The 25696-nt window shown below is 74.3% G+C and carries 24 protein-coding genes; 8 read left to right on the top strand and 16 right to left on the bottom strand.

The features are described from left to right. Positions 1-47: 47 nt before the first annotated feature. Together BMY88_RS18290 and leuS are read left to right on the top strand one after the other, a co-directional pair. Positions 48-977 carry an LLM class F420-dependent oxidoreductase gene (locus BMY88_RS18290; protein WP_091946912.1) on the top strand — a complete coding sequence of 310 codons (930 nt, stop codon included), beginning with the start codon at positions 48-50 and terminating at the stop codon, positions 975-977. Positions 978-1177: 200 nt separating this feature from the next. Further along, on the top strand, positions 1178-4093 hold the full coding sequence (gene leuS / locus BMY88_RS18285) for a leucine--tRNA ligase (protein WP_091946910.1): 2916 nt from the start codon (positions 1178-1180) through the stop codon (positions 4091-4093). Positions 4094-4156: 63 nt separating this feature from the next. On the opposite strand, the gene lipB is transcribed toward leuS, so the two are convergent. From lipB to BMY88_RS18270, 3 genes are read right to left on the bottom strand one after another with little or no spacing between them, the layout of a single operon-like run. Then, positions 4157-4849 carry a lipoyl(octanoyl) transferase LipB gene (lipB, locus tag BMY88_RS18280; protein ID WP_091946908.1) on the bottom strand — a complete coding sequence of 231 codons (693 nt, stop codon included), beginning with the start codon at positions 4847-4849 and terminating at the stop codon, positions 4157-4159. Positions 4850-4853: 4 nt separating this feature from the next. Then, on the bottom strand, positions 4854-5588 hold the full coding sequence (locus BMY88_RS18275) for a Type 1 glutamine amidotransferase-like domain-containing protein (protein ID WP_091946905.1): 735 nt from the start codon (positions 5586-5588) through the stop codon (positions 4854-4856). Between the two features lie 2 nt (positions 5589-5590). Then, positions 5591-6838, bottom strand: a complete 1248-nt coding sequence (locus BMY88_RS18270) for an FAD-dependent oxidoreductase (protein WP_091946902.1) — start codon at positions 6836-6838, stop codon at positions 5591-5593. Between the two features lie 83 nt (positions 6839-6921). On the opposite strand from BMY88_RS18270, the gene BMY88_RS18265 reads away from it, so the two are divergent. Next, positions 6922-8463 carry a serine/threonine-protein kinase gene (locus BMY88_RS18265; protein WP_244524784.1) on the top strand — a complete coding sequence of 514 codons (1542 nt, stop codon included), beginning with the start codon at positions 6922-6924 and terminating at the stop codon, positions 8461-8463. Between the two features lie 10 nt (positions 8464-8473). On the opposite strand, the gene BMY88_RS18260 is transcribed toward BMY88_RS18265, so the two are convergent. The 4 genes from BMY88_RS18260 to BMY88_RS18240 all read right to left on the bottom strand — a co-directional run bounded on the left by BMY88_RS18260 (position 8474) and on the right by BMY88_RS18240 (position 14757). Beyond that, positions 8474-9379 carry a TIGR01777 family oxidoreductase gene (locus BMY88_RS18260; protein ID WP_091946896.1) on the bottom strand — a complete coding sequence of 302 codons (906 nt, stop codon included), beginning with the start codon at positions 9377-9379 and terminating at the stop codon, positions 8474-8476. 117 nt (positions 9380-9496) lie between these two features. Next, positions 9497-11410 carry a 2-oxoglutarate dehydrogenase, E2 component, dihydrolipoamide succinyltransferase gene (gene sucB / locus BMY88_RS18255; RefSeq protein WP_091946894.1) on the bottom strand — a complete coding sequence of 638 codons (1914 nt, stop codon included), beginning with the start codon at positions 11408-11410 and terminating at the stop codon, positions 9497-9499. A gap of 60 nt (positions 11411-11470) precedes the next feature. Next, positions 11471-12850 carry a dihydrolipoyl dehydrogenase gene (lpdA, locus tag BMY88_RS18250; protein ID WP_091946891.1) on the bottom strand — a complete coding sequence of 460 codons (1380 nt, stop codon included), beginning with the start codon at positions 12848-12850 and terminating at the stop codon, positions 11471-11473. A gap of 395 nt (positions 12851-13245) precedes the next feature. Further along, positions 13246-14757, bottom strand: coding sequence for a leucyl aminopeptidase (locus tag BMY88_RS18240; protein ID WP_091946885.1), 1512 nt, complete (start codon positions 14755-14757; stop codon positions 13246-13248). A gap of 80 nt (positions 14758-14837) precedes the next feature. On the opposite strand from BMY88_RS18240, the gene gcvT reads away from it, so the two are divergent. Next, positions 14838-15956, top strand: a complete 1119-nt coding sequence (gcvT, locus tag BMY88_RS18235) for a glycine cleavage system aminomethyltransferase GcvT (protein WP_091946883.1) — start codon at positions 14838-14840, stop codon at positions 15954-15956. Positions 15957-15965: 9 nt separating this feature from the next. On the opposite strand, the gene BMY88_RS18230 is transcribed toward gcvT, so the two are convergent. The 4 genes from BMY88_RS18230 to BMY88_RS18215 are packed head-to-tail and all read right to left on the bottom strand — an operon-like array spanning position 15966 to position 18272. Next, positions 15966-17096: a YihY/virulence factor BrkB family protein gene (locus BMY88_RS18230; protein ID WP_091946880.1), complete on the bottom strand. Its 1131-nt coding sequence runs from the start codon at positions 17094-17096 to the stop codon at positions 15966-15968. After that, on the bottom strand, positions 17096-17437 hold the full coding sequence (locus BMY88_RS18225; protein WP_244524783.1) for a DUF4235 domain-containing protein: 342 nt from the start codon (positions 17435-17437) through the stop codon (positions 17096-17098). The genes BMY88_RS18230 and BMY88_RS18225 overlap by 1 nt, the downstream gene beginning before the upstream one ends. After that, positions 17434-17835 carry a DUF3618 domain-containing protein gene (locus BMY88_RS18220; protein WP_091946877.1) on the bottom strand — a complete coding sequence of 134 codons (402 nt, stop codon included), beginning with the start codon at positions 17833-17835 and terminating at the stop codon, positions 17434-17436. The genes BMY88_RS18225 and BMY88_RS18220 overlap by 4 nt, the downstream gene beginning before the upstream one ends. Continuing rightward, positions 17832-18272 carry a phage holin family protein gene (locus BMY88_RS18215; protein ID WP_091946874.1) on the bottom strand — a complete coding sequence of 147 codons (441 nt, stop codon included), beginning with the start codon at positions 18270-18272 and terminating at the stop codon, positions 17832-17834. Before BMY88_RS18215 ends, BMY88_RS18220 begins: the two co-directional genes overlap by 4 nt. 124 nt (positions 18273-18396) lie before the next feature. Here BMY88_RS18215 and BMY88_RS18210 point away from each other — a divergent pair, with 124 nt between their 5' ends. Then, positions 18397-18609 carry a hypothetical protein gene (locus BMY88_RS18210; RefSeq protein WP_091947152.1) on the top strand — a complete coding sequence of 71 codons (213 nt, stop codon included), beginning with the start codon at positions 18397-18399 and terminating at the stop codon, positions 18607-18609. Positions 18610-18616: 7 nt separating this feature from the next. Here BMY88_RS18210 and BMY88_RS18205 read toward each other — a convergent pair whose 3' ends face one another. Further along, the gene (locus BMY88_RS18205) at positions 18617-19600 is read right to left on the bottom strand and encodes an aldo/keto reductase family protein (RefSeq protein WP_091946871.1); all 984 of its coding nucleotides are present in this window, start codon (positions 19598-19600) and stop codon (positions 18617-18619) included. Positions 19601-19694: 94 nt separating this feature from the next. Then, on the bottom strand, positions 19695-20303 hold the full coding sequence (locus tag BMY88_RS18200; protein WP_091946867.1) for a DUF3043 domain-containing protein: 609 nt from the start codon (positions 20301-20303) through the stop codon (positions 19695-19697). 144 nt (positions 20304-20447) lie between these two features. On the opposite strand from BMY88_RS18200, the gene erpA reads away from it, so the two are divergent. Further along, positions 20448-20795 (top strand): iron-sulfur cluster insertion protein ErpA, encoded by a 348-nt coding sequence (gene erpA / locus BMY88_RS18195; protein ID WP_091946864.1) that lies wholly within the window; start codon positions 20448-20450, stop codon positions 20793-20795. 81 nt (positions 20796-20876) lie between these two features. On the opposite strand, the gene asnB is transcribed toward erpA, so the two are convergent. Genes asnB through BMY88_RS18180 form a run of 3 tightly spaced genes read right to left on the bottom strand, consistent with a single transcriptional unit; the run spans position 20877 to position 23590 of the window. Then, positions 20877-22811 carry an asparagine synthase (glutamine-hydrolyzing) gene (gene asnB / locus BMY88_RS18190; protein WP_091946861.1) on the bottom strand — a complete coding sequence of 645 codons (1935 nt, stop codon included), beginning with the start codon at positions 22809-22811 and terminating at the stop codon, positions 20877-20879. Positions 22812-22860: 49 nt separating this feature from the next. Next, a complete protein-coding gene (locus BMY88_RS18185; RefSeq protein ID WP_091946858.1) occupies positions 22861-23235 on the bottom strand; it encodes a DUF3817 domain-containing protein in 375 nt (124 codons plus the stop codon). Continuing rightward, positions 23225-23590 carry a metalloprotease gene (locus BMY88_RS18180; RefSeq protein ID WP_091946856.1) on the bottom strand — a complete coding sequence of 122 codons (366 nt, stop codon included), beginning with the start codon at positions 23588-23590 and terminating at the stop codon, positions 23225-23227. Before BMY88_RS18180 ends, BMY88_RS18185 begins: the two co-directional genes overlap by 11 nt. A 300-nt stretch (positions 23591-23890) precedes the next feature. On the opposite strand from BMY88_RS18180, the gene ctaC reads away from it, so the two are divergent. Beyond that, entirely contained in the window at positions 23891-24772 is an 882-nt protein-coding gene (ctaC, locus tag BMY88_RS18175) for an aa3-type cytochrome oxidase subunit II (RefSeq protein ID WP_091946852.1), read from the top strand. A 51-nt stretch (positions 24773-24823) separates the two neighbouring features. Then, positions 24824-25225: a cytochrome c oxidase subunit 4 gene (locus tag BMY88_RS18170; RefSeq protein WP_091946849.1), complete on the top strand. Its 402-nt coding sequence runs from the start codon at positions 24824-24826 to the stop codon at positions 25223-25225. Positions 25226-25696 lie beyond the last annotated feature (471 nt).

The raw sequence follows: 25696 nt of genomic DNA, 5'->3' as shown, positions 1-25696 counted from the left end.
CGCTCCCGGTCCGGCGCCGGGCCCCCGCCCCGGTTAGCGTCGCCATCGTGCAACTGCGCATCTTCACCGAACCTCAGCAGGGCGCGAGCTACGACGACCTCCTCGCGGTGGCCCGGCGGGCCGAGGAGACCGGCTACGACGCCTTCTTCCGCTCCGACCACTACCTGGCGATGGCCGGCGACGGCCTGCCCGGGCCCACGGACGCCTGGGTCACGCTGGCCGGCCTGGCCCGCGAGACCAGCCGGATCCGGCTCGGCACGCTGATGACGGCGGCCACCTTCCGGCTGCCGGGACCGCTGGCGATCTCGGTGGCGCAGGTGGATGCGATGAGTGGCGGCCGGGTCGAGCTCGGCATCGGCTCGGGCTGGTTCGAGGCCGAACACGAGGCCTACGGCATCCCGTTCCCCGAGCTGGGGGAGCGCTTCGACCGGTACGAGGAGCAGCTCGCCGTCGTCACCGGACTGTGGGCAACGCCACCCGGGGAGACCTTCGACTTCGCGGGCCGGCACTACCGGCTCACCGGTTCCCCGGCGCTGCCCAAGCCGGTGCAGCCCGGAGGCATCCCGGTGCTGGTGGGCGGCAGCGGCGCGCGCCGCACCCCGCGGCTGGCGGCGCGCTACGCCGCCGAGTTCAACGTGCCGTTCATGTCGGCCGAGGAGAACGCCCGGCTGTTCGCCGGCGTGCGCTCGGCGTGCGAGGAGGCCGGGCGCGACCCGTCGTCGATGGTGTTCAGCTCGGCGCTGGTGCTCTGCGTCGGCCGGGACGACGCCGAGCTCGCTCGCCGGGCCGCCGCGATCGGCCGGGACGTCGACGAGCTGCGCGAGCACGGGGTCGCCGGCAGCCCGGCCGAGGCCGTCGACATCCTGGGCCGGTACGCCGATGCCGGGGCGACCCGCGTCTACCTGCAGGTGCTGGACCTCGCAGACCTGGACCACCTGGACCTGGTGGCCGCGGAGGTCGCTCCCCAGCTGGCCTGAGCCGCCCGGGAACTCGCGGAGTCCTCCGCGGAGCCGGCGGTAGACTCGGGACGTGACCGGGCGGTCCCTCCTTCTGCGGCCGCGCTGACCCCGACCTGCGGAGACAGCGCGGCGACCCCTCCTGTGCGAGGGGTCTTTCCATGTCCGCCTCCGGACGTCCGCCCGTTCGCCCCCCAGCACCCGAGACCGGAGCACCGACGATGAGCCAGACGGCCAGCAGCCCGAGCGGCGCTGCCACCACCGAGCCCGGCGGCGACGGGGTGGGCGGGGGCATACCTCCGCACCGCTACACGCCGGCCCTGGCGCAGCAGATCGAGCTGGCCTGGCAGGACCGCTGGGAGGCCGAGGGGACGTTCCACACCCCGAACCCGTCGGGCCGGCTGTCCGCCGGCTTCGAGCGGGTCGCCGACCGGCCCAAGTACTTCGCGATGGACATGTTCCCCTACCCCTCGGGCGCGGGGCTGCACGTCGGCCACCCGCTGGGCTACCTGGGCACCGACGTGACCAGCCGGTTCCGCCGGATGGACGGCGCCAACGTGCTGCACCCGATGGGCTACGACGCCTTCGGGCTGCCGGCCGAGCAGTACGCCGTCCAGACCGGGCAGCACCCCCGGATCACGACCGAGGCCAACATCGCCGCGATCCGCGCCCAGCTGCGCCGCCTGGGCGTCGACCACGACGACCGCCGCAGCTTCGCCACGATCGACCCGGGCTACTACAAGTGGACCCAGTGGATCTTCCTGCAGATCTTCGGGTCCTGGTTCGACGAGACCGCGGGGAAGGCGCGCCGCATCGACGAGCTGGTCGCGGAGCTGGACGCCGGCACCCGCGAGCCCGCCCCGGGCACCAACGAGACCGGCCGGCCCTGGGTCGAGCTGTCGGCGGGGGAGCGCAAGCGCGTCGTCGACGCGCACCGGCTGGCCTACCTGAACGAGGCGCCGGTCAACTGGTGCCCGGGGCTGGGCACCGTGCTGTCGAACGAGGAGGTCACGCCCGACGGGCGCTCCGAGCGGGGCAACTTCCCGGTGTTCCGGCGGCCGCTGAAGCAGTGGATGATGCGGATCACCTCCTACTCCGAGCGCCTGCTGGCCGACCTGGACCGGCTGGACTGGTCGGACTCGCTGAAGCAGATGCAGCGCAACTGGATCGGCCGCTCCACCGGCGCGCGGATCCGCTTCCACGCCGCCGGGCAGGCCATCGAGGTGTTCACCACCCGGCCCGACACCCTGTTCGGCGCCACCTACGTCGTCCTGGCGCCCGAGCACCCGCTGGTCGAGGCCCTGACCGCCGACGCGTGGCCGGACGGCACCGACCCGCGCTGGACCGGCGGGGCCGCCACCCCGCGCGACGGCGTCCGGTCCTACCAGCGGCAGGCGTCGCGCCGCTCGGAGCTGGACCGGCAGAACGAGGCGCGGGAGAAGACCGGCGTCTGGCTGGGCGTCACCGCCGTCAACCCGGCCGACGGCCGGGAGCTGCCGGTCTTCATCGCCGACTACGTGCTCACCGGCTACGGCACCGGCGCGATCATGGCCGTGCCCGGCGAGGACGCCCGCGACTGGGAGTTCGCCCAGGCCTTCGGCCTGCCGCACGTGCGCACGGTGCAGCCGCCGGCCGGCTGGGACGGCGGGGCGTGGACCGGCGCCGGGCAGATGATCAACTCCTCGAACGAGGAGATCTCCCTGGACGGCCTGGACAAGGCGACCGCGATCGAGCGGATCACCGGGTGGCTGGTCGCGACGGGCGCCGGCGAGGCGACGACCACCTACAAGCTGCGGGACTGGCTGTTCAGCCGGCAGCGATACTGGGGCGAGCCGTTCCCGATCGTGTACGACGCCGACGGCGCCCCGCACGCGGTGCCGGAGCAGATGCTGCCGGTGCTGCTGCCCGAGGTCGACGACTACTCGCCCAAGACCTTCTCCGACGACGACGCCGACTCCGCCCCGGAGCCGCCGCTGTCGCGCGCCACCGAGTGGACGACGGTGACCCTCGACCTGGGCGACGGCCCGAAGCCCTACCGGCGCGAGACCAACACGATGCCCAACTGGGCCGGGTCCTGCTGGTACTACCTGCGCTACCTGGACCCGGGCGACGACACCCGGATGGTCGACCCGGAGCTGGAGCGGTACTGGCTGGGCCCGCGCGAGCCCGGCGACGTGGGCGGCGTGGACCTGTACGTCGGCGGCGTCGAGCACGCGGTGCTGCACCTGCTGTACGCCCGCTTCTGGCACAAGGTGCTGTTCGACCTGGGGTACGTCTCCAGCGAGGAGCCGTTCCGCCGGCTGGTCAACCAGGGCTACATCTCCGCCTACGCCTACACCGACGAGCGCGGCTTCTACGTGCCCGCCGCCGAGGTCGTGGAGGCCGACGGGCAGTTCCTGTTCGAGGGCAAGCCGGTCAACCGCGAGTACGGCAAGATCGGCAAGAGCCTGAAGAACATGGTCACGCCCGACGAGATGATCGGCGCCTACGGGGCGGACACGTTCCGCGTGTACGAGATGTCGACCGGGCCGCTGGAGCAGTCCCGGCCGTGGGAGACCAAGGCCGTCGTCGGATCCCAGCGGCTGCTGCAGCGGATCTGGCGCGTCGTCGTGGACGAGGAGACCGGGGCGGTGCGGGCGGCCGACGGCGCCGAGCCCTCCGAGGAGGTCCTGCGGGCGCTGCACCGGGCCATCGCCGGCGTCCGCGACGGCATGGACACCCTGCGGTTCAACATCGCCATCGCCCGCATCACCGAGCTGACCAACGCGCTGACCCAGGCCTACGGCGCCGACTCGCCGCTGCCGCGGTCGGTGGCCGAGCCGCTGGTGCTGCTGGTCGCGCCGCTGGCCCCGCACCTGGCCGAGGAGCTGTGGTCGCGGCTGGGGCACGAGGGGTCGTCGGCGTGGGCGCCGTTCCCCGAGGCCGACGAGCGCTGGCTGGTCGAGGACACCGTCGAGGTCGCGGTCCAGGTCAACGGCAAGGTGCGGGCGCAGGTCACCGTGCCGGCCGACGCCGACGCCGCCGCGCTCGAGGCCGCCGCCCGTGCCGACGAGAAGATCGTCGCGTGGCTGGACGGGAAGACCGTGCGCCGCGTGGTCGCCGTCCCGGGCCGGCTGGTCAACTTCGTCCTCGGCTAGGGCTCGTGGCCCGTCGCGCCGGGTGGGCCCCGGAGGGGTCCGCGCCGGCGTGCCGCAAGGCGCTCAGCGCAGAGAGGGGACGGCTCCTGGCCGCGGGGTCGGCCGGTAGGGCGACGGAGTGCTCAGCACGCGGCGCATCGCCGTCTCCACCGGGTCCAGCGCCTCGGCGACGGTCACGTCGCGGCCCAACTCGGCGGTCAGCGAGGTGGCCCCGGCGTCGACGATCCCGCACGGGATCATGTTCGCGAAGGCCGTCATGTCGGGGTCGCAGTTCAGCGCGAAGCCGTGCATGGTCACGCCCCGGGCCACGCGGACGCCGATGGCCGCCACCTTGCGGTCGGGGCGGTGCCCCTGGCCCGGCTCGTCGGCCCGCACCCACACGCCGCTGCGCCCCTCGACCCGCTCCGTGGCCAGCCCGAAGCCGGCGCACACCTCGATCAGCGCGTCCTCCAGCCGGCGGACGTGCGCGACGACGTCGACCGGGTCGGGCAGCGCGACGATCGGGTAGCCGACCAGCTGGCCCGGACCGTGCCAGGTGATCTTGCCGCCGCGGTCGACGTCGATCACCGGCGTGCCGTCGAAGGGCCGCTCGTGCGGTTCGGTGCGCTTGCCCGCCGTGTACACCGGATGGTGCTCCAGCAGCAGCATCGTGTCGGGCCCGGTGCCGGCGACCCGCGCGGCGTGCAGCTCCCGCTGCTGCGCCCAGGCCTCCTCGTAGCCGACCAGCCCGGCCCGGATCACGCTCAGCTCGCTCACGGGGTCAGCGTAGGCGGCGGGGCTCGATGCGGGTCTCCACCGCCGCGCCGTCGGGGCCGCGCTCGACCCGGTAGGCGCCCTTCCCCGGGCGGTCGGCGACGGCCTCGACCAGCGTGGTGCCGCGGTAGACCAGCCCCACGCCGTCGTCGGTGGCGTGCCCGCCGGGAAGCGTGCCGTCGGCGACCAGCCGCTGGTACAGCGGGCGACGCTGCTCCTCGGAGTCGTAGTGGACGCTGTTGGACGTCGGGATCAGCGCGAGGCCGTTCGTCACCGGCCGCAGGTCCGGGCCGTAGGAGTCGGTGTTGCCCCCGACGTGCCAGCACAGCGATCCGGCCGAGACCCCGCCGAGCACGACCCCGGCCTCCCACACCTCGCGGAAGACCTCGTCCAGGCCGTGCACCCGCCAGACGGCCAGCAGGTTGGCCACGCTGCCGCCGCCGACCCAGACGACGTCCTGGGCCAGCAGGTGGGCGCGCATGTCGGGCACCGTCGGCATGGTGAACAGGCTGAGGTGGCTGACCCGGACGGCGCTGCCGGCGAAGGCGCCGTAGACGCCGGCGACGCGCACCGGGTCGTCACCGGTGGCCGTGCCCAGGTAGCAGAGCCGGGGCTGCGCCGGAGCGCCCGCGAGCTCGACGGCCAGGTCGAACACCGGCCCGGGCGCCCAGTCGTAGGGGCCGCGGCCGCGGGAGTCGAAGCCGATGCTCGTGGCGAGGATCGTGGGCGCGTCGGCGGGCATGCTCAGGGCTCCTGGGGGGTCGGGGCCGGACGCAGGGCGCGCAGGACGGCCCGCGCGGCGCGAGCGCCGCTGGCCATCGCGCCCTGGATGGACGGGGTGTCGCGGTGGTCGCCGCAGACGTACACGCCGGCGCCGAGGTCGACCGGGCGGCGCAGCTGCAGCGGCGGCAGCGCCGCCGGCTGCGCCCCGGGCACGGTGACCGAGGTGAGGTGGGCCAGATCCGACGTCGGGACGCCGTGCAGGCGGGCGAGCTCGCCGCGGACCTCGGCCTCGGACGACGGCAGCAGGGTGGAACTCGCCACCAGCGCCCGGCCGTCGGGGGAGTAGGCGGCCTGGGCGTCGGTGAGGACGACGCTGTTGACCAGCCGCCCGCCCGGGCCACCGAGCACGATGAGCGGCTCGCGCCACGGGGACTCCGGCAGCACGTGCAGGTGGGTGGTGACCTGCCGGGGCGCGGCCGCCTCGACGCCGGGCAGCAGGGTGGCGGCCGTGTCCGGGTCGGCGGCGACGACGACGGCGTCCGCGCCGACCACCCCGCCGTCCCACCTGACCTGGCCGGACGCGACGACCCTCACCCTCGACCGGAGGTGGAGCCTGTCCCCGCCGAGCCGGTCGGCGAGCTGCGCACCGACGGACTGCATGCCGCGCGCGGGCAGGCCGATGCGGCCGCGGGCGAAGCTGCGCCACAGCAGGCCGAGGTAGCGGCTGGAGGTCGCCAGCTCCGACTCCAGGAGCACTCCGGCGAGGAAGGGCCGGAAGAACCGCTCGAGCGCCTCCTCGCCGACACCGGCTGCGCGCAGCCGCTCCTCGGCCGACGTCTCCGGTTCCCGCAGCAGCCGGTCCACCGGTCCGTAGCCCACCCGCGCGGAGTACGCCGCGATCGCGGCCTTCGCGTACAGCGACCCGATCGGCGCGCGCAGCATGTCCAGGGCGAGGGCCGGCTGCCGGCGCGGGTCGACGACGCGGTGCACCCGCCCGTCCACCCGCAGCACGGCGCCCGACCGGAACCAGCCCATCCCGAGGGCGGGGACGTCGAGGTCGGCCACCCGCGGATAGCCGGTGTTGAGCACCTGGAAGCCCCGGTCCACCACGAAGCCGTCGACGCGCTCGGTCGCCAGCCGCCCGCCCGCGTGCCCGCCGGCCTCGAGCACGTGCACGTCGCAGCCGGCGTCGGCCAGCCGGACCGCGGCCGACAGCCCGGCCAGCCCGGCGCCGACGACGACCACCTCGGCGCGGGCGGGCACGGACACCCCCAGAACCTATGCGGCGGACGCCCCGAGTGCCTGTGGACGGCCGGAGCGGCGCGGACCCGACCTCGCCTACGGTGCCGCCCGTGCCGGAGGAGAGCGCCGAACCCCGTCCCTCGCCCGAGCCCCCCGTGGTGCCGGGCTACCGGCTCGTCGAGCTCCTGGGCCGCGGCGGGTCGGGCGAGGTGTGGCGCGCGCTGCCGCGCGGCGGCGGCGAGCCCGTGGCGGTCAAGGTGCTGGTGGCCGGCGACCCCGACCGGCAGGCCCGCGAGGCGGCACTGCTCGGCGAGCTGGATCACCCGCACCTGGTGCGCCTGGTCGAGGTCGTGCACCAGCCGCGGCGCGGGGAGCCGGCCGGTGTCGCCCTCGTGCTCGAGCTGCTGGCCGGCGGCAGTCTCGCCGCGCTGCTCGCCCGGCGCGGGCGGCTGCGGCCCGGTGAGGTCGTCACGGCCGTCGCACCGGTCGGCGCCGCGCTGGCGCACGCGCACGCGGCGGGGGTGGTGCACGGTGATCTCTCGCCCGGCAACGTCGTCTTCACCGCCGAGGGGCGGCCGGTGCTGACCGACCTCGGTGTCGCCCGCGTGCTGGGGGAGGTGGCGAGCGGCGAGGTCACCCCGGCCTACGTCGACCCGACCGTCGCGCGGGGTGGGGCGCCCGGCCCCGCGTCCGACGTCTTCGGTGTCGCCGCGGCCGCCTTCCACGCCCTCACCGGCGTCGCACCGTGGAACGCGGCCACCCCCGCGGACACGCTCGCCGTCGCCGCCGCCGGAGAGCTGCCCGACCTGGACCTGCTGGCCCCCGAGGCGCCGCCGGCCCTGCGGAACGTCATCGCCCGCGGGCTGGCTGCCGATCCCGCCGATCGTCCGACGGCGGCGGAGTTCGCCCTCGACCTGCGGCACGCCTGCCGGCCCGAGCCGGTGCGCCTGCCGGTCGCCGGGGTGCCGGACGCCGAGCTGGGGCTCACCGGCCGCGGCCCGCGGACGGAGCTCACCCACCAGCTGGCCCGGCGGCGGGCCCCGGCAGCGGGTGCCCCCGCCCGGCGCCGCCGGCCGGGCGTTCCGCGGCCGGCGGCCGGGCGGTGGTCCCGGTGGGCGGGGCTGCTGCTGGCGGTGGCCGTGCTGCTGGGGGGAGCGAGCTGGGTGGGCGCCCGCTGGGCGGGAACGGACCGGGTCGGCGCCGCCGCGCAGTCGGGCGCCGCGGCAGGAGACGCCTCGCCGGCGCCCGCCGCGGCCGCCGAGGCCGACTGGCTCGCCGTGCTGCAGGGGCTGTACGCCCGTCGCGCGGACGCCTTCGCGCGGGCGGACGCCGCCGGGCTCGACGCGGTGTACGTCGCCGGCAGCGCGCTGCGGGCCGCCGACGAGGCCGCGGTCCGCCGGCTGGCCGAGGCGGGCGAGCTGCTGGCGGGCTTCGCGCCGCGCGTGGAGGGGCCGGTGACGGTGGCGGAGTCCGGCGACCGGGTGCGCGTCGAGGCCCGCGACGGCTGGGCCGCCTACGCCGTCGTCCCCGCCGACCACCCCGACGGACCGGTGCTGCGGCACGCCCCGGGGCGCGCGAGCGGGCCGGTCGTGCTGGAACTCGTGCGGGCACCGGACGGCTGGCGGATCGCCGCCGCGGAGCGGGCGGGCTGAGCCGCGGCGGTCAGTCCCGGCCCAGTGCCGAGCGCAGCGCCGACCCCACGTCGGGGTGGGTCCAGGTGAAGCCCGCGGCCTCCAGCGCGGCCGGGACCGCGCGCTGCCCGGCGAGGACGCCCACCGGCGCGAACTCGCCCAGGACCGCGCGCAGGGCGAACCCGGGCACCGGCAGGACCGCGGGCCGGTGGACCACCTGCGCCAGGGCGCGGGTGAACTCGGCGTTGGTCACCGGGGCCGGCCCCGTGAGGTTCACCGGGCCCGACAGCGGCGCGGTGAGCAGGAAGCGGATGGCGGCGACCTCGTCGGTCAGGCTGATCCACGGCCAGTACTGCGTGCCGGACCCGAGCCGGCCGCCCACGCCCAGCCGGAACAGCGGCGCCATGCGCCGGAGCAGACCGCCGCGCCCCAGGACCAGTCCGGTGCGCATCGTGACCACGCGGACGCCGGCCTGCTCCGCCGGCGCCGTGGCCGTCTCCCACTGCTCGCACACGTGGGCCAGGAAGTCCTGCCCGGCCGGCGCGTTCTCGCGGACGACGCGGTCGCCGGTGTCGCCGTACCAGCCGACGGCGGAGGCGCTCAGCAGCACGCGCTCGCGGCCGGGGTCGGCGGCGGCCGCCTCGGCGAGGGCGGTGCTGACCGTGGCGGTCGCGTCGACCCGGCTGCGGAGGATCTCCCGCTTGCGCTTCTCGGTCCACCGCCGGTCGCCGACCCCCGTTCCCGCGAGGTTGACGACCGCGTCGACGTCGGCGAACAGCGCCGGGTCGATCCGCCGGTGCTGGGGGTCCCAGCGGTGCTCGTCGGCGGTGCGCGGGGTGCGACGGACCAGACGCAGGACGTCGTGGCCGTCGTCGACGAGGGCCGGCACGAGCGCCGAGCCGATCAGTCCGGACGAGCCGGTGACGGCGACCTTCACGGGAACCTCCGGGGGAGCGAAGACGGCAGAGGGGCCCCGGCGCGCGCCGAGGCCCCTGGCTCCGTCCCGGGCTCGCGCCGAGCGCGCACGGCGCGAGCCCGGGACGGAGGGCCTTACCTAGGCGAGACCGAGGTCGCCCTCGAACTGGCCCGCCTCGAGCCGCTCCCGCACCGCGGTGAGGAAGCGGGCCGCGTCGGCGCCGTCGACGATGCGGTGGTCGTAGGTGAGCGCGAGGTAGACCATCGAGCGGATCGCGATGACCTCGCCGAGGTCGGGGTCGGACACGACGACCGGCCGCTTGACGACCGATCCCGTGCCGAGGATCGCAACCTGCGGCTGGTTGATGATCGGGGTGTCGAACAGGGCTCCGCGGCTGCCGGTGTTGGTGATCGTGAAGGTGCCGCCGCCGAGCTCGTCGGGGCTGACCTTGTTGTTCCGGGTCCGGTCCGCGAGGTCGGCGATCTTGCGGGACAGCCCGCCGATGTTGAGGTCGCCGGCGCCGTGGATGACCGGCACCAGCAGGCCGCGCTCGGTGTCCACGGCGATGCCGAGGTTCTCGGAGTCGTGGTAGGTGACCGTGCCGGCCTGCATGTCCACCGACGAGTTCACCGACGGGAAGGACTTGAGCGCCTCCACGGCAGCCTTCGCGAAGAAGGGCAGGAACGACAGCTTCACGCCCTCGCGGGCCTCGAAGTCGCGCTTGGCCCGGTTGCGCAGCGTCGCGATCCGCGTGACGTCGGCCTCGACCACGGTGGTGAGCTGGGCGCTGATCGCCAGCGACTCCACCATCCGCTGGGCGATGACCTTGCGCAGGCGCGGCATCTTCTCCGTACGGCCGCGCAGCGAGGTGTCGGGCTGCGCCGCCGGGGAGGGTGTCGCCGCGCGCGCCGCCGGCGCCGAGGTCGGGGCGGACGACGGCGCCGCGGCCGCCGGTGCCGCCTGCTCGGCCGCGGCCAGGACGTCCTGCTTGCGGATCCGGCCGCCGACGCCGGTGCCGCTCACGGTCGACAGGTCGACGCCGTGGTCGGCGGCGAGCCGCCGGACCAGGGGGGTGACGTACTGGCCGCCGCCGTCGCCGGCCGGGGCCGACTCCGCCGAGGCGTCGCCGGAGGGGGCCGACGCCTGAGGGGCCGACGCCTGGGGGGCCACCGCCTGGGCGGGCGACGGTTCGTCGGTGGGCGAGGCCGACGGGAGCGAGCCGCTGGAGCCGTAGTCGCCGCCCGGGGCCTCGGTGGCCGGCTTCGCCGTCGGGGTCTCCTCCACCGGCTGGGGCGCGGCCTGCTGGGGCGCGGCCTGCTGGGGTGCGGCCTGCGCCGGGGCGGCCTGCTCCTGCTGCGGGGCGGGCGCGGGCGCGGAGCCGCCACCGGCCGAGGCGCTGCCGACGACGGCGAGCTGGGCGCCGACCTCGACGGTCTCGTCCTCCTGCACCGAGATCGACAGCAGGGTGCCCGAGACGGGCGAGGGGATCTCGGTGTCGACCTTGTCCGTGGAGACCTCGAGGAGGGGCTCGTCGACGGTGACCTCGTCGCCGACCGCCTTGAGCCACCGGGTGACCGTGCCCTCGGTGACGCTCTCGCCCAGGGCGGGCATGGTCACCGGGGTGCCCTCGCCGCCGCCCTGACCGCCGCCGCCCTGGTCGCCGTCGCCGGAGGGCGCGGGAGCCTCGGCGGCCGGCTGCTCGGCCTGCGCGGCCGGCTGCTCGGCGGCCGCGTCGGTGTCCTGGACCTGCTGGTCGGGGGTCTGCGGCGCGGTGTCGGCGTCCTCGGCCGACGCCGGAGGAGCGCCACCGTCGCCGTCCCCACCGATGACCGCCAGCTCGGCGCCGACGTCCACCGTCTCGTCCTCGGCGACAAGGATCTTGGTCAGCACGCCGGACGCGGGCGAGGGGATCTCGGTGTCGACCTTGTCGGTCGAGACCTCGAGGAGGGGCTCATCGGCCTCGACCTGCTCGCCCTCCTGCTTGAGCCATCGAGTGACCGTGCCCTCGGTGACGCTCTCGCCCAGGGCGGGCATGGTGACGGACGTCGGCATCGGTGCGGGGCTCCTTCTGTGGGAACGCTGTGGTGGCGCTGGTGGGGGTGAGGTGGTGGGTCAGCCGTGGACGTGCAGCGGCTTGCCGGCCAGCGCCAGGTGCGCCTCGCCGAGGGCCTCGCTCTGCGTGGGGTGCGGGTGGATCAGGCCGGCGACGTCGTCCGCCTCGGCCTCCCAGTTGTAGATGAGCTGGGCCTCGGCGACGAGCTCGCCGACGCGGCTGCCGACCATGTGGATGCCGACGACCGGGCCGTCGGGCGCCTGGATCAGCTTCACGGCGCCGGCGGTCTTGAGGATCTGGCTGCGGCCGTTGCCGGCGAGGTCGTAGACGAGCGTGGTGACCTCGCCGTACTTCTCCTTCGCCTGGGCCTCGGTGAGCCCGACGGAGGCCACCTCGGGGTCGGAGTAGGTGATGCGGGGGACCCCGGCGTAGTCGATCGGGGCGGGGTTCAGCCCGGCGACGCGCTCGGCGACGAGGATCCCCTCGCCGAAGCCGACGTGGGCCAGCTGGAGGGTGGGGATCAGGTCGCCGACGGCGGACACGGTCGGCACGTTGGTGCGGCAGTACTCGTCGACGAGGACGTAGCCGCGCTCCATGGCGACGCCGGCCTCCTCGTAGCCCAGCCCCTCGCTGACCGGCCCGCGGCCGACGGCCACCAGCAGCAGCTCGGCCTCGAACTCCTTGCCGTTCTCCAGCGAGACCTTGACGCCGTTGTCGGTGCTCTGCACGCCGGAGAAGCGGCTGCCGAGCTCGAAGCCGATCTTGCGGCGGCGGAAGGCCCGCTCCAGGAGCTTCGACGACGCCTCGTCCTCCAGCGGGACCAGGTGCGGGAGGGCCTCGATGATCGTGACGTCGACGCCGAAGGACTTCCAGGCGCTGGCGAACTCGCAGCCGATGACGCCGCCGCCGAGGATGATCGCCGACGTGGGCACCCGGTCGAGGTTCAGCGCGTGGTCGCTGGTGATGACCTTCGTGCCGTCGACCTCGAGGCCGGGCAGCGAGCGGGCGTAGGAGCCGGTGGCGAGCAGGATGTGCTTGCCCTCGTAGGACTGGCCGTTCACCTCGACCGTCGTCGGGGAGGTCAGCCGGCCCTCGCCCTCGACGTAGGTGATCTTGCGGGCCTTCACCAGGCCCTGCAGCCCCTTGTAGAGCTTGGAGACGACGCCGTCCTTGTAGCTGTTCACGCCGTCCATGTCGATGCCGGCCAGCGACGTCTTCACGCCGAACTGCTCGCCCTCGCGGGCGAGGTCGGCGACCTCGCCGGCGTGCAGCAGGGCCTTGGTGGGGATGCAGCCGCGGTGCAGGCACGTGCCGCCGACCTTGTCCTTCTCGATGAGGACGACGTTCAGGCCGAGCTCGGACGCGCGGAACGCCGCGGCGTAGCCACCGGAGCCACCGCCGAGGATGACCAGGTCGGCGGGGGAGGTGGGTGCGCTCACGAGTGGCTCCTCGAGTTACTGCGGCCCCCGAGTCGCTCGGTCGGGGGATGGTCAGCGCCCATCCTGCCACTCCGGGAACGGCGCAGCCTGGCGCCCCGTTTGGTGTGCCGGGCGTGGTTGGACACACCCGGGACCGGGAGCTGAGGCGGCGCGCCGGGGCTGTTCGGCCGGCTGCGGGGTCCGCGGCGGCGCACCTCGGACCGGAACCGGCGCGCGACGCTCGACCGGGGCCCGGTCCGGGCGGACCTTCGCCACCCCGAGGAGTTCGTCGCGACCCGCCGCGGCGTGGCGGGGGTCGTCGAGCGCGGGGCCGCGCTCACCGAGGCCACCCCCGCCCCTCTACCCGGTGCAATTCCGCGCTTCTGCACCGGGCAGAAGCGCGGAATTGCCCGGGGTCAGTCGGTGATCGCGTCCTCGATCGTCGCGAGCAGGGTGCGCACGGGGACGCCGGTGCCCCCCTTGGGCGTGTAGCCCCAGGGCGAGCCCGTGTTGTAGCTCGGCCCGGCGATGTCGATGTGCGCCCACGGCAGACCCGAGGGGACGAACTCGGCGAGGAAGTGCGCCCCGACGAGCATGCCGCCCATCCGGTCGGCGTTGGCGTTGACGAAGTCGGCGATGGGGGAGTCGATGCCCCGGCGCAGCTCGGGCGGCATCGGCATCGCCCACATCGGCTCGCCGCTGCGCCGGCTGGCGGCCACCACGGCGTCGCGCAGCTCGTCGGTGCCCATGACGCCGGCCGTGCGGCTGCCGAGCGCGACCAGCTGCGCGCCGGTCAGCGTGGAGGTCTCCAGCAGCAGGTCGGGGGAGTCCTCGGCGGCGCGGACGAGGGCGTCGGCGAGCACCACGCGCCCCTCCGCGTCGGTGTTGGTGATCTCGACCCGCTTGCCGTTGCGGAAGGTGAGGACGTCGGCCGGGCGGTAGGCGGTGCCGCTGGGCAGGTTCTCGGCGATCGGGACGGTGGCGGTGACCTCGACGGGCAGGCCGAGCTCGGCGACCAGGCAGACGGCGGCGATGACGGCCGCGGCACCGGCCATGTCGCTGGTCATGTGGTGCATGTTCGCGGCCGGCTTGATCGACAGACCGCCGCTGTCGAAGGTGATGCCCTTGCCGACCAGCGCGACCTTCTTGCGGGCCTTCTTGCCCTTGTAGGTCAGGCGCAGCAGCCGCGGGCCGCGCGTCGAGCCGCCGCCGACGGCGAGGATGCCGCCGTACCCGCCGGCGGCCAGCGCCGCCTCGTCGAGGATCTCCACCGACAGCCCGGCCCGCTTGCCGGCGGCGGCGCCGCGGGCGGCGAGCTCGGCCGGGAAGAGGTCGTTGGGCGGGGTGTTGACGAGGTCCCGGGCCAGGGAGATCGCTGCGGCGACCGCGCGGATCCGGGCCAGCGGCGCCTTGGCCTCGCCGGCGTCGGGGACGACGACGGTGTACTCGCCGGGCGGCGTCGGCCGGTCGGCGGGCAGGTCGGACCGGTAGGCGGTGAACTCGTAGGCGCCGAGCAGCGCGCCCTCGCCCACGGCGTGCAGCCGCTCGGCGTCCGGCGCCCCGCCGACGGCGGCCAGCAGGGTGACGACCGAGCCGCGGCCGGTCAGCGCGCGGCTGGCGGCACCAGCGGCACGGCGGATCGCCTCGGGGGAGTAGTGGCCCTCGGTGCCCGGAGCGCCGAGACCGACGGCGGCGACCACCGGGAACGGCGCCTGGCCGAGCGTGGCCACGCGGGTGACCTCGTCCTCGCCGCCGCGGGCACCCAGGTCGGCCAGGGCGGGCAGCAGGCGGCCGCCGAGCAGGCGGTCGACGGCCTCGGCGCCGGGGGTCGGCAGCAGCCCGGCCGGGCCGCGGCCCACGCCGACGACGACGGCGTCCCCGGGGACCTTCTCGAGCGGGCGGTCGGTGGCGGTGATGGTCGGCGGCACGGGGAAGATCCTATGCGGCGCCTCGCAGGCGGGTCGTGAGGACGGCGAAGGACCCTGGCGGCGGGAGCTAGCGTGCCCGTGTGGACTCCAGGACCTCGCCCCTGCACGACCGGCACGTGGCCGCCGGCGCCAAGCTGGCCGACTTCGGGGGCTGGTCGATGCCCATCGAGTACGCGGGCGGCGGCGTCCTCGCCGAGCACGCGGCGGTCCGCGAGGGCGTGGGCCTGTTCGACGTCTCCCACCTGGGCACCGCGACCGTGCGCGGGCCGGGGGCGGCGGCGTTCGTCGACTCCTGCCTCACCAACGACCTCGGCCGGATCGGCCCCGGTCAGGCCCAGTACACGCTCTGCTGCGTCCCCGACGGCGAGCCGCAGGCGGGCGGGGTGGTCGACGACCTGATCGTCTACCTGCGCGCCGACGACGACGTCCTGCTCGTGCCCAACGCCGCGAACGCCGCCGAGGTGGTCCGCCGGCTGACCGGGGCCGCGCCGGCCGGCGTCACGGTCACCGACCGGCACACGGAGGTCGCCGTGCTCGCCGTCCAGGGGCCGCGGTCGCCGCAGGTGCTCTCCCTGCTCGGGCTGCCCGGGGAGCTGCCCTACATGTCGTTCGTGACCGGGGTCGGGGGCGGGGACACCGAGGTGACGGTCTGCCGCACCGGCTACACCGGGGAGCACGGGTACGAGGTCCTGGTCGCGGCGGACCATGCCGTCGAGCTGTGGGACCACCTCGTCGAGGTCGGGCAGGACGAGGGGCTGCGGCTGTGCGGGCTCGGCGCGCGCGACACCCTGCGCACCGAGATGGGCTACCCGCTGCACGGGCACGAGCTGTCGCGCGACATCACGCCGAACCAGGCGCGCAGCGGCTGGGCGGTCGGCTGGCGCAAGCCGGCGTTCTGGGGGCGCGAGGCGCTGCTGGCCGAGCGGGAGGCCGGTCCGGTCCGGCAGCTGTGGGGCCTGCGGGCGACCGGCCGGGGGATCCCGCGGCCGGGGATGGCGGTGCTCGACGCCGCGGGCGAGCGGGTCGGCGAGGTCACCAGCGGCACCTTCTCGCCGTCGCTGCGCACGGGGATCGGCCTGGCCCTCCTCGACACGGTGGGAGGCGTCGAGGAGGGCGCCGAGCTCGCCGTCGACGTCCGCGGCCGGCCCCAGCCGGTCACGGTGGTGCGGCCGCCGTTCGTGGAGTCGCACGTCCGCTGAGGCGGGCCCTCAGGACTTGCGATCCTCTGCCGGCACCGGGTCGGCGGGCAGGGTGTCGGCCACGACGGCGTTGCGCCGACCCATCGGCTCCGGATCCCCGTCGGTGGTGTCCCGCGAGGTCTGGTGCTCGGTCTCGGCGTTGATCTCCGCGCCGAGGAGCACCAGGTAGCAGGTCAGGTACAGCCACAGCATCAGCACGATGACGCCGGCGATCGCCCCGTACGTCTCGTTGTAGGACCCGAAGTTGTCCACGTAGAAGCTGAACGCCAGGCTGATGACCACCCAGACGACCGTGACGACGACCGAGCCGAGGCTCACCCAGGTCAGTCGCGGCGAGTCCCGGTCGGGCGCCACCCGGTACAGGACGGCGAGCGACGCGGCGACGACCACCAGCAGCAGCCCCCAGCGCACGACCTGGGCCAGCACGGTGCCGACGATGCCCAGAGGCAGCGCGTCGAGCAACGCAGGCACCACGGCGATGAGCCCGAACGTCACCAGCACGAAGGCGACCGCGCCCAGGGTCAGTGTCAGCGACAGCGCGCGGAGCCTGACGAAGCCGCGGGTCTCGGCCTCGTCGTAGGCGATGTTCACCGCCTGGACCAGGTTGTTCACACCACCCGATGCGCTCCACAGCGCGGCGGCGATCGAGATGATGAAGCTCACCGTGAGCGCGCCCCCGGCGTTGCTGGTGATCGCCGTGAGCTGGTCGCCGATGATGTCCGCCGCGCTGGCGGGCAGCTGCTCCGAGATCTCCTCGACCTGGCGGGCGACCGTCTCCGGCGAGGCGACCAGCCCGTAGAGGGAGATGGTCGCGATCAGCGCCGGGAAGATCGCGAGGAAGGCGAAGAAGGCCACGCCGCCGGCGATGATCGGCATGTTGTCGGCCTTGTTCTCGGCCCAGGCGCGCTTGACGATCTGCTTCCAGCCCGCCCACGGGATCGCCGTCGGCTGGTCCGCGTGCAGGCCCGGCAGCGCGCGCTCGTCCGGTGACCCGGGGGGCAGGCCGGTGCCGTCCCGCGCCGGCTCGCGGCCGGCGGCGCGCTCGGCGGCCGCCCGCGCCGCCGCGGCCCGCCGGGCCGCCTTCTCCTCGACCCGCTCGCGGATCCGGTCGACGGAACTCTCGCGCGGCCTGTCCGCCATCAGTCGCCGGGCCAGCTACCGGTGAGCTTGCTGTAGCCGCGCGCGCCGGCCCGGTCGATGGCCGCCTTGGTCGCCGCGAAGATCGCACCCTGGAGGGCGGCGGCGATCACGACCTCGCGCATCCGGTACTCGCTCTGGAGGGCGCCGGGGGCGTCGTCCTCGTTGGCCGCGAGGCGCCAGACCTGCTTGAACACCGCCCCGGAGATCATGCCGGCGGCGATGCCGCCGAGGAGGCCGACGGGGCGATAGAGCAGCTTGCTGCCCTTGCTCTTCTTGCGCACCTCACCGGTGCTCGCGTCCCTGGCCATCGCCTTCTCGGACGTCGCGTTCTTACGGCTCACTTCGCCCTCCTCGCGGCCCGCCGGGCCTTCGCCTTGGTCTTCCGGACCACCTTCTCAGTCGCGGCACGCCGAGCGGCCAGGAGCTTCGCCTCCCGCTTGGCCTGGCGCTTCGCGCGGCGCACGTCCCGGGTGCGGCGGCGCCACACGAGCAGGCCGAGGAGCGCCACGACCGCGGCGCCCGCCCCGATCACCGCGGGCGGGCTCTCCCGGTAGGTCTCGACGGCGGTGTCCTTGGCGCGCGCAGCGCCCTCCTTGGCCCGGGCGGGGACGTCGAGGCGCGAGCTGAGCTCGTCGACGGTCCGGCCGAGCTGGGCACGCGTCTGCTCGATCTCGGCCTTGATGGCGTCGGGGTCGGTGGGGGCGGCGTCCGCGGGGCCGGTTCCGGTGGGGTCGCTCATCGGGAGGCCGCCTTCTTGACCGTGGCGATGTCGGCCTTGGTGCTGGCGATCGCCTGGGTGGGGACGGGCGGGCTGCCCTGCTGGACGTCCTTCTTGCCCAGCAGTGCGAGGGCGCCCGCGACGGCGAACAGGACGACGGCGACGACGAGGGCGGCCAGCCACCCCGGCAGCGCTTCGGCCAGACCCAGGACGGCGGCGCTGATCAGCACCGCCAGCCCGAAGAAGGCGACGAGGCCGGCCCCGCCGAACAGGCCGGCGCCGATCCCCAGGCGCTTGGCCTTCTGGGTGACCTCGGCCTGGGCGAGCCGGGCCTCGTCGCGGACGAGGGTGCTGATCTGCTCGGTCAGCCGGCTGATCAGCTCGCCGGTGGAGGCGTCCTGCGGCGCGGCCGGGGGCGGCGTCGCGCGGGAGGCGCCGGTGGGTGTGGGGGCGGTCATCGGTCCTCCGGGTCTGGGGCGGTCGATGGACCTGCATGCCCGCAGCTCCGCCGGCGTAACCCGGATGGCGGTCCCGATCGGGTCGCGGCGGGCCGGCGTCCACGGGGTGGTTAGCCTCGCCGGCATGACCTGGACGTGGCGGCTGGAGAACCCGGCGGGGGAGACGGTCGACCCGGCGTCGGTCGGGGTGACCGTGCCCTCCGCGGACAACCAGGGCGACGCCGAGTCCTGGCTCGGCGAGAACTGGCGCGACCTGCTGGCCCGCGGGGTGCACGCCGTCTCGCTGTTCGACGGCGGGACCCGCGTGTACGGCCCCATGGGGCTCGCGCCCAGCTAGGCCGCGGTCAGCCGCGCATCGTCTTTGCGGGGTCGCGCTCCACGACGTCGCCGAGCACCTCGTCGATGCGGGTCAGCACGTCGTCGTCGAGCCGTACGCCGGCGGCGGCCACGTTGTCGTGCACCTGCTCGGGTCGGCTGGCCCCGATGATCGCGGCGGCGACGTTGCGGTTCTGCAGCACCCAGGCGACCGCCAGCTGCGCCATGGACAGGCCGACGTCGTCCGCGACGGCTCGCAGGCCCTGCACGCGGGTGAGCGTCTCGTCGCCGAGGAAGCCGCGGACCATGTTCCCGATCTCCGGATCGGCGGCCCGCGAGCCGGCCGGCGGCGCCTCGCCGGGGCGGTACTTGCCGGTCAGCACGCCCTGCGCCAGCGGCGACCAGACGATCTGGGCGACGCCCTCCCGCTCGGAGGTGGGCACGACCGCGTCCTCGATGACGCGCCAGAGCATCGAGTACTGCGGCTGGTTGCTGATGAGCTGCACGCCGAGCTCGCGGGCGAGCGCGGCGCCGGCGGCGATCTCGTCGGCCCGCCACTCCGAGACGCCGATGTAGAGCACCTTCCCCTGCCGCACCAGGTCGGCGAAGGCGGTCATCGTCTCCTCCAGCGGCACCGTGGTGTCGTACCGGTGCGCCTGGTAGAGGTCGAGGTAGTCGGTCTGCAGCCGGCGCAGCGACGCGTGACAGCTCTCGGTGATGTGCTTGCGGGACAGGCCGCGGTCGTTGCGGCCCGGGCCGGTCGGCCAGTAGACCTTGGTGAAGATCTCCAGCCCCTCGCGGCGCTGGCCGGCCAGGGCCCGGCCGAGCACGGACTCGGCGCGCGTGCCGGCGTAGACGTCGGCGGTGTCGAAGGTCGTGATGCCGACGTCGAGGGCGGCGGCGACGCAGGCCTGGGCCGCGTCCTCCTCGACCTGTCCACCGTGGGTGAGCCAGTTGCCGTAGGCGATCTCGCTGATGGTCAGGCCGGAACGGCCGAGGCGTCGGTACTCCACGTCCCGAAACTAGACCCGAGCGCCTGAGGTCAGCGCGGCGCGGCCGTGCAGCAGAGGCTCGCCGCGAGCTCGCGAGCGGTGGGGCCCGGAGGGCTCAGACCTGCTGGCCGACCGCGACCTCGGGCTTGGGGAAGCGCCAGCGGCGGATCATCGTGGAGCGGCTGATGCCGTACCAGACCAGACCCTTCATCTTGTGCTGGCCGTCGGGGAAGCGGCTTCGCACCGTCTTGGAGATCCGACGGCCGAGCACGAACGAGTCGCCGATGAAGACCAGGAAGTAGGCCATCCAGATCAGGACGGTGTACCCCTGCACCGCGGGGTTGGGGACGAAGTAGCCCACCAGGATCAGGGCCGCGACCGGCAGGAAGAACGACCCGAGGTTGCGCCGGGTGTCGACGAGGTCGCGGACGAGCTTGCGGACCGGGCCGCGGTCGCGCGCCGGCAGGTACGAGTCGTCGCCCATCGCCAGGCGCTCGCGGGTGCTGGAGCGGCGGGAGGCCTGCTGCTCGCGCATCCGCTTGAGGGCTTCCTTGCGGGTGGCCGGGGGCGGCGGCGGCGGGCCGGGGCGGCGGGCCTGGGCCTCGTTGCGCCGGGGTGTCGGGCGCCCCTTGCCGGATGCCTTGACGAGGTCGACGGTCAGATCGGCGGGCGTGTCCGGCACGGCCTCGGTGCGGTCGCGGCGGCCGGGCAGACGGAGCTTCACGCGAACGAGTCTACGTGGGGATCCCGCCGATCCCCTCCTGCCGCGGCGGGGCGCCGTACAGTGGGAAGAGGACCCGCTGCGGCGGTGTTTGTCTGACGCGGGACCTGCTGCAGCAGGCACCACTCGAACGTGGGAGGAACACACATGACGGTGCAGGACACCACGGCGACCGGCGTCGTCCTGAGCGAGACGGCTGCCAGCAAGGTCAAGGCGCTGCTCGACCAGGAAGGCCGCGACGATCTGCGGCTGCGCATCGCGGTTCAGCCCGGCGGTTGCTCGGGTCTGCGCTACCAGCTCTTCTTCGACGAGCGCTTCATGGACGGGGACCAGACCTTCGACTTCGACGGCGTCGAGGTCATCGTCGACCGGATGAGCGGCCCCTACCTCGGCGGCGCGGTCATCGACTTCGTCGACTCCATCGAGAAGCAGGGCTTCACGATCGACAACCCGAACGCCACGGGCTCCTGCGCCTGCGGGGACTCGTTCAGCTGAGGAAGGACCCCGTCGCGGGGTCGATCCAGATGTGACAGAGGCCCGGCTCCCGCGAGGGAGCCGGGCCTCCGTCGTTCCGGGCTACAGCCTGACCGGGTAGACCGTCTCGGGGATCTCGGGCCGGATCCGCTCCTCGACGAAGATCCCGTGCCAGACCATGAAGACCAGCACCTCCCACACCTGCCGGGCCACGCGCTTGCTGGGCACCTCGTCCCGGCGGAGGCGGTCGAGCAGCCCCAGCACGTGGTCGCGGTCGAGCCACTCGTCGGTCTGGCTGTCGGTGACGATGTCGCGCGCCCAGTCGTGCAGCGGGCCGGCGAGGAAGTCCGCCGTCGGCACGGGGAAGCCCAGCTTCCGCCGGTTCATGATCCTCGGCGGGACGATCTGGGCCATCGCCTGGCGGAGCGCGTACTTCGTCGCGTCCCCGCGCCGCGGGACGCGCTGACCGACGGGGATGGTGCTGGCGACGGCGAACACCTCGGGGTCGAGGAAGGGCACGCGCAGCTCGAGGGAGTTCGCCATCGTGACCTTGTCGGCCTTGACCAGGATGTCGCCGCGCAGCCATGTGAACAGGTCCACGTACTGCATCGCGGTGACCTCGTCGTAGCCGGCCTCGCGGGTCTGCCGGTACAGGTCCTCGGTGACGGCGACGTGCGACAGGTCCGGGTCGTGGCCGCGCAGCAGAGCGGCGAGCTCGTCGTCGCGCATGTTCCGGGCGTTGCCGTAGTAGCGCTGCTCCAGCGGCATCGAGGCCCGCCGCAGCAGGTCCTGCCCGCGGACCCCCTCGGGCAGCAGGTCGGCGAGGCGGGCCATCGCGCGGCGGCCCACCGGCGGGAGCTTCGACGCCCACGCCAGGCTGATCGGCTCCCGGTAGATCGTGTAGCCGCCGAACAGCTCGTCGGCGCCCTCGCCGGAGAGCACGACCTTGACGTGCTTGCGGGCCTCCCGCGCCACGAAGTACAGGGGCACGAGCGCCGGGTCGGCGACCGGGTCGTCGAGGTACCAGACGACGGTGGGGATCGCCTCGGCGAACTGCTCGGCGGTCACCTCCACCGGCACGTGCCGGACGCCGAGGATCTGCGCGGACTCGGCGGCGATCTCGATCTCCGACTGCGCCTGCCGCTGGAAGCCGACCGTGAACGTCATGAGGTCGGGGTTGTAGCGGTGGGCGAGCGCCGCGATGGCGGTCGAGTCGATGCCGCTGGAGAGGAACGAGCCCACGGTCACGTCGGCGCGCATGTGCTTGGCGACCGACTCGTCGAGCGCGGCGGCGATGCGGTCGTAGAGCTCCTGCTCCCGGCCGGCCGGGACCGGCTGCGGCCGCCACGCCGGGTGGAAGTAGCGGCTGGTGCGCAGCTCGCCGTCGACGACGGTGAAGCTGGTGCCGCTCTCGATCCGCCGGATGCCGCGGTGCAGCGTCGCCGGCTCCGGCACGTACTGCAGGGTCAGGTAGTGCTGCAGGGAGGCGGGGTCGACCCCGCCCGCGGCCGCGCTGCCGCCCAGCAGCTCCAGGACCGCCTTCTTCTCGGAGCTGAACACCAGCCCGCCGTCGGCCAGGCGCGCGGTGAACAGCGGCTTGATGCCGAAGGGGTCGCGCGCGCCGAACGCCGTCCGGGTCTCGGTGTCCCAGATGACGAAGGCGAACATCCCGCGGAGCTTGCGGACGACGTCGGGGCCCCACAGGTGGTAGCCGGCGACGATCGTCTCCGTGTCGCCGTGCGTGGTGAGCTCCGCGCCGGCGGCGGCGAGTTCCTCGCGCAGCTCGAGGTAGTTGTAGATCTCCCCGTTGAACAAGATCCGGTAGCGGTCCCGCGCGTAGGGGAGGGGCTGCGGGCTGCCCTCGAGGTCGATGATCGACAGCCGGTTGAAGCCGAGGACGACGTTGGCGTCGGACCAGACGGCGGTGTCGTCGGGCCCGCGGTGGTGCAGGCAGTGCAGCGCCTCGCGGACGCCGTCGACGATCGGCTCGCCGACCCGGGGGGCGTCGGTGGACAGGTAGGCCAGCAGGCCGCACATGGGCGCAGGTCTCCGGACGTCTCGTGTCCCGGCGGGGCCGGGACGGTGGTCAGACGCGCTCGCCGGCGCGGGTCTTGCGGGTGGCGATCCGTTCCGCGACGAACGACAGGATCGGGACGGTCCCGGCCAGGATCACCAGGATGGCGCCCTTGAGGGTCCAGCGGGCGCGGACGGCGAGGTCGCACGCGGTCAGGAAGAAGATGGCGTAGAGCCAGCCGTGCGCGGTGCCGATGAGCGCCACGGGCTCGTCGGGCCCGCCGAGGTACTTCACCGGGACGGCGACGAGCACCAGGGCTATCAGCAGGACGCCGACGACCCAGGCCATGACCCGGTACCGGCGCAGGGCCGCGGGCACCTGCCGGCCGACGCGGCGGGCGAGCGCGCGGGGCAACCCGGCCGGCGGCGCGGTGGGCTCAGCGGCCACCGGTACCCCGCTGCCCGAGTGCCTTCTCGTTGAGCTCGGCCAGGTAGGCGTTGTACGCCGCGAGCTCCGGGTCGCCCGTGGTGTCGATCCGCGGCCGCTGGTAGAGGACCAGCGCGTTGCCCGGCTCCTCCTCGTCCGGGTCGCGGCGCAGCTCCTCGCGGACCATGCGCACGTAGAACCACAGCCCCATGAACCCGTAGAGCGGCCACTGGAGGGCGTAGCTCCAGTTCACGGCGCCGCCGCCGTCCTCGGCCTTGGTCAGCTGCCAGTGCCCGAGGAAGAAGGTGGCGACGAACAGCGCCGCGACGAGCAGGTGCAGCGCCACCCACTTCGGGGTCAGCAGCCGGGAGAACACCCCCCGACTCTAACCGTCGGGGTGGTGCGCCCGGCGTCCCGTGAGGGTCGTCACGGCCGTGCCGGGGGCTGACGGCGGGCCCCGTCGGGCGCCCCGGGCGACCCGACTCCGCCGCGCCGGATCACGACCCGGCCTCGGACCCGCGGGTCGGGTCTCTCCGGTGCTCGGCCGCCGAGCGGGGTCGGCTAGTCTCGCCGCAGACTGAGGTCGGTGCTCGTCCGCCCGCCGGATCGGCGTGGGGGCAGCACCGGGGATGACCGTCCGGCGCCGTCCGGACGGCGGACGAGGAGGCAACGAGCAGTGGCTCGAGGCAACAGGCTCGCGCGGGTCGCCGCGCTCGGTCTCCTGGGGGTTCCGGCCCTCTCGGGGTGCACCCCCGACAACGAGTTCTGGCGCTGGGGCTGGCCCGAAGGCATCACGGAGCAGTCCCAGGACATCAAGGAGCTGTGGATCTGGTCGGTCATCGCCGCCCTGATCGTCGGCATCCTGGTGTGGGCCCTGATCTTCTGGTCGATGGTCAAGCACCGGAAGAAGGGCGACGAGCTGCCGCGGCAGACGGCGTACAACCTTCCGCTGGAGATCGTCTACTCGATCATCCCGTTCCTGATCATCGCCGGGCTCTTCTTCTTCACGGTCGTCGTGCAGAACAAGGTGCAGGAGCGCAGCGACGAGCCGGACGTGAACATCACCGTCCAGGCCTTCAAGTGGAACTGGGAGTTCCTCTACGCGGACACCGCGGAGGACGAGGAGGACCAGGTCTCCACGGTCGGCACCAGCGAGGAGATCCCGATCCTCGTGCTGCCGACGGAGCAGACGGTCCAGTTCTACGTCCGCTCGGCCGACGTCATCCACTCGTTCTGGGTGCCGGAGTTCCTCTTCAAGCTCGACGTGATCCCGGGCAACGCGAACGGCCGGGACAACGTGTTCGAGGTGACGATCGAGGAGGGCCGGGAAGGCGCCTACGTCGGCCGCTGCGCCGAGCTCTGCGGCACCTACCACGCCTACATGAACTTCGAGCTCCGCGTGGTCAGCCAGGAGCAGTACGCGGACTACCTGGAGCTCCGCGAGGGTGGGGCCACGACCGCCGAGGCCCTGGCCGAGGTGGACCCCGAGCTCGGTGGCTACTCGGTCGCGACCGAGCCGTACGACCTCGAGCGGGATGCCCAGCAGGTCGATGGCTGACGTCGCGGTGCCCACTCCGTTCCACGCCACGACGCAGCCGGGAGGACGTTCGTGAAGGTCGAAGCAGCAATCTTCAACATCGTCTCGTTGGCGCTCGTCATCTTCGCCGTGGTCTACGGGTTCTGGGCGAAGGAGCCGATCGGGACCACCGCCCTCGCCCTGTCGGCGGGGCTCACCATCCTGGTGGGCGGGTTCTTCTGGTTCATCTCGCGGCGCATCGACGCCCGTCCCGAGGACCGCAAGGACGCCGAGATGGCCGACGGCGCCGGCGAGCTGGGCTTCTTCAGCCCGGCGAGCTACTGGCCGTTCGGTGTCGCGCTGTCGGCCGCGCTGACGGCCGTCGGGCTGGCGTTCTTCTACCCGTGGCTGATCATCACGGGTCTGTCCGCCATCCTCATCACGGTCGGTGGGCTGCTGTTCGAGTACTACAGCGGGCAGAACGCGCACAGCTGAGCACCGCCCGTCGCCCGTGAGGGCGCGGGTCACGACGGGCCCTTCCTGCCAGGCGCAGGAGGGGCCCGTCGTCGTTCTGCGGCCGCGGTGCCGCTGATGGGCTGTCCCGGGGTGGGAGGCGCCCCGGACGCTGCACCATGGCCCGGGCGACAGGGTGTGGTGGCCGGGGAGTCCTCCGGCCGCTCCGGCCCAACGACCGCCGGCCCTGGCCCGACGACTGCCGGCCTGGCAAACGGCGGCCAGCGGACGCACCACAGGGCCTGCAGCGGAACAGCCGGGGGAGTGGTGGTGGGGGGCCCCGGTGAGGACGGGGGCCCCGTCGAGGGCCCGCACCCGGCTGGTGGCCCCGCGGGCTGTCAGGCGGCAGGGGCCCAGGGGGGCGGGAGCCCGACAGGCGCGCTGCCCGTGTCCCGGGTCGCGTAGGAGCGTCACGGGGGCCTGCGGGGGCGTCGGCGCTCGCGGGGGCGGCTC

Origin of the sequence: Trujillonella endophytica (genome assembly GCF_900110555.1) — a bacterium.
Lineage (GTDB): Bacteria > Actinomycetota > Actinomycetes > Mycobacteriales > Geodermatophilaceae > Trujillonella > Trujillonella endophytica.
Note: the sequence above shows the minus strand (reverse complement) of the source record. Positions and strands in the feature narration are given on the sequence as shown.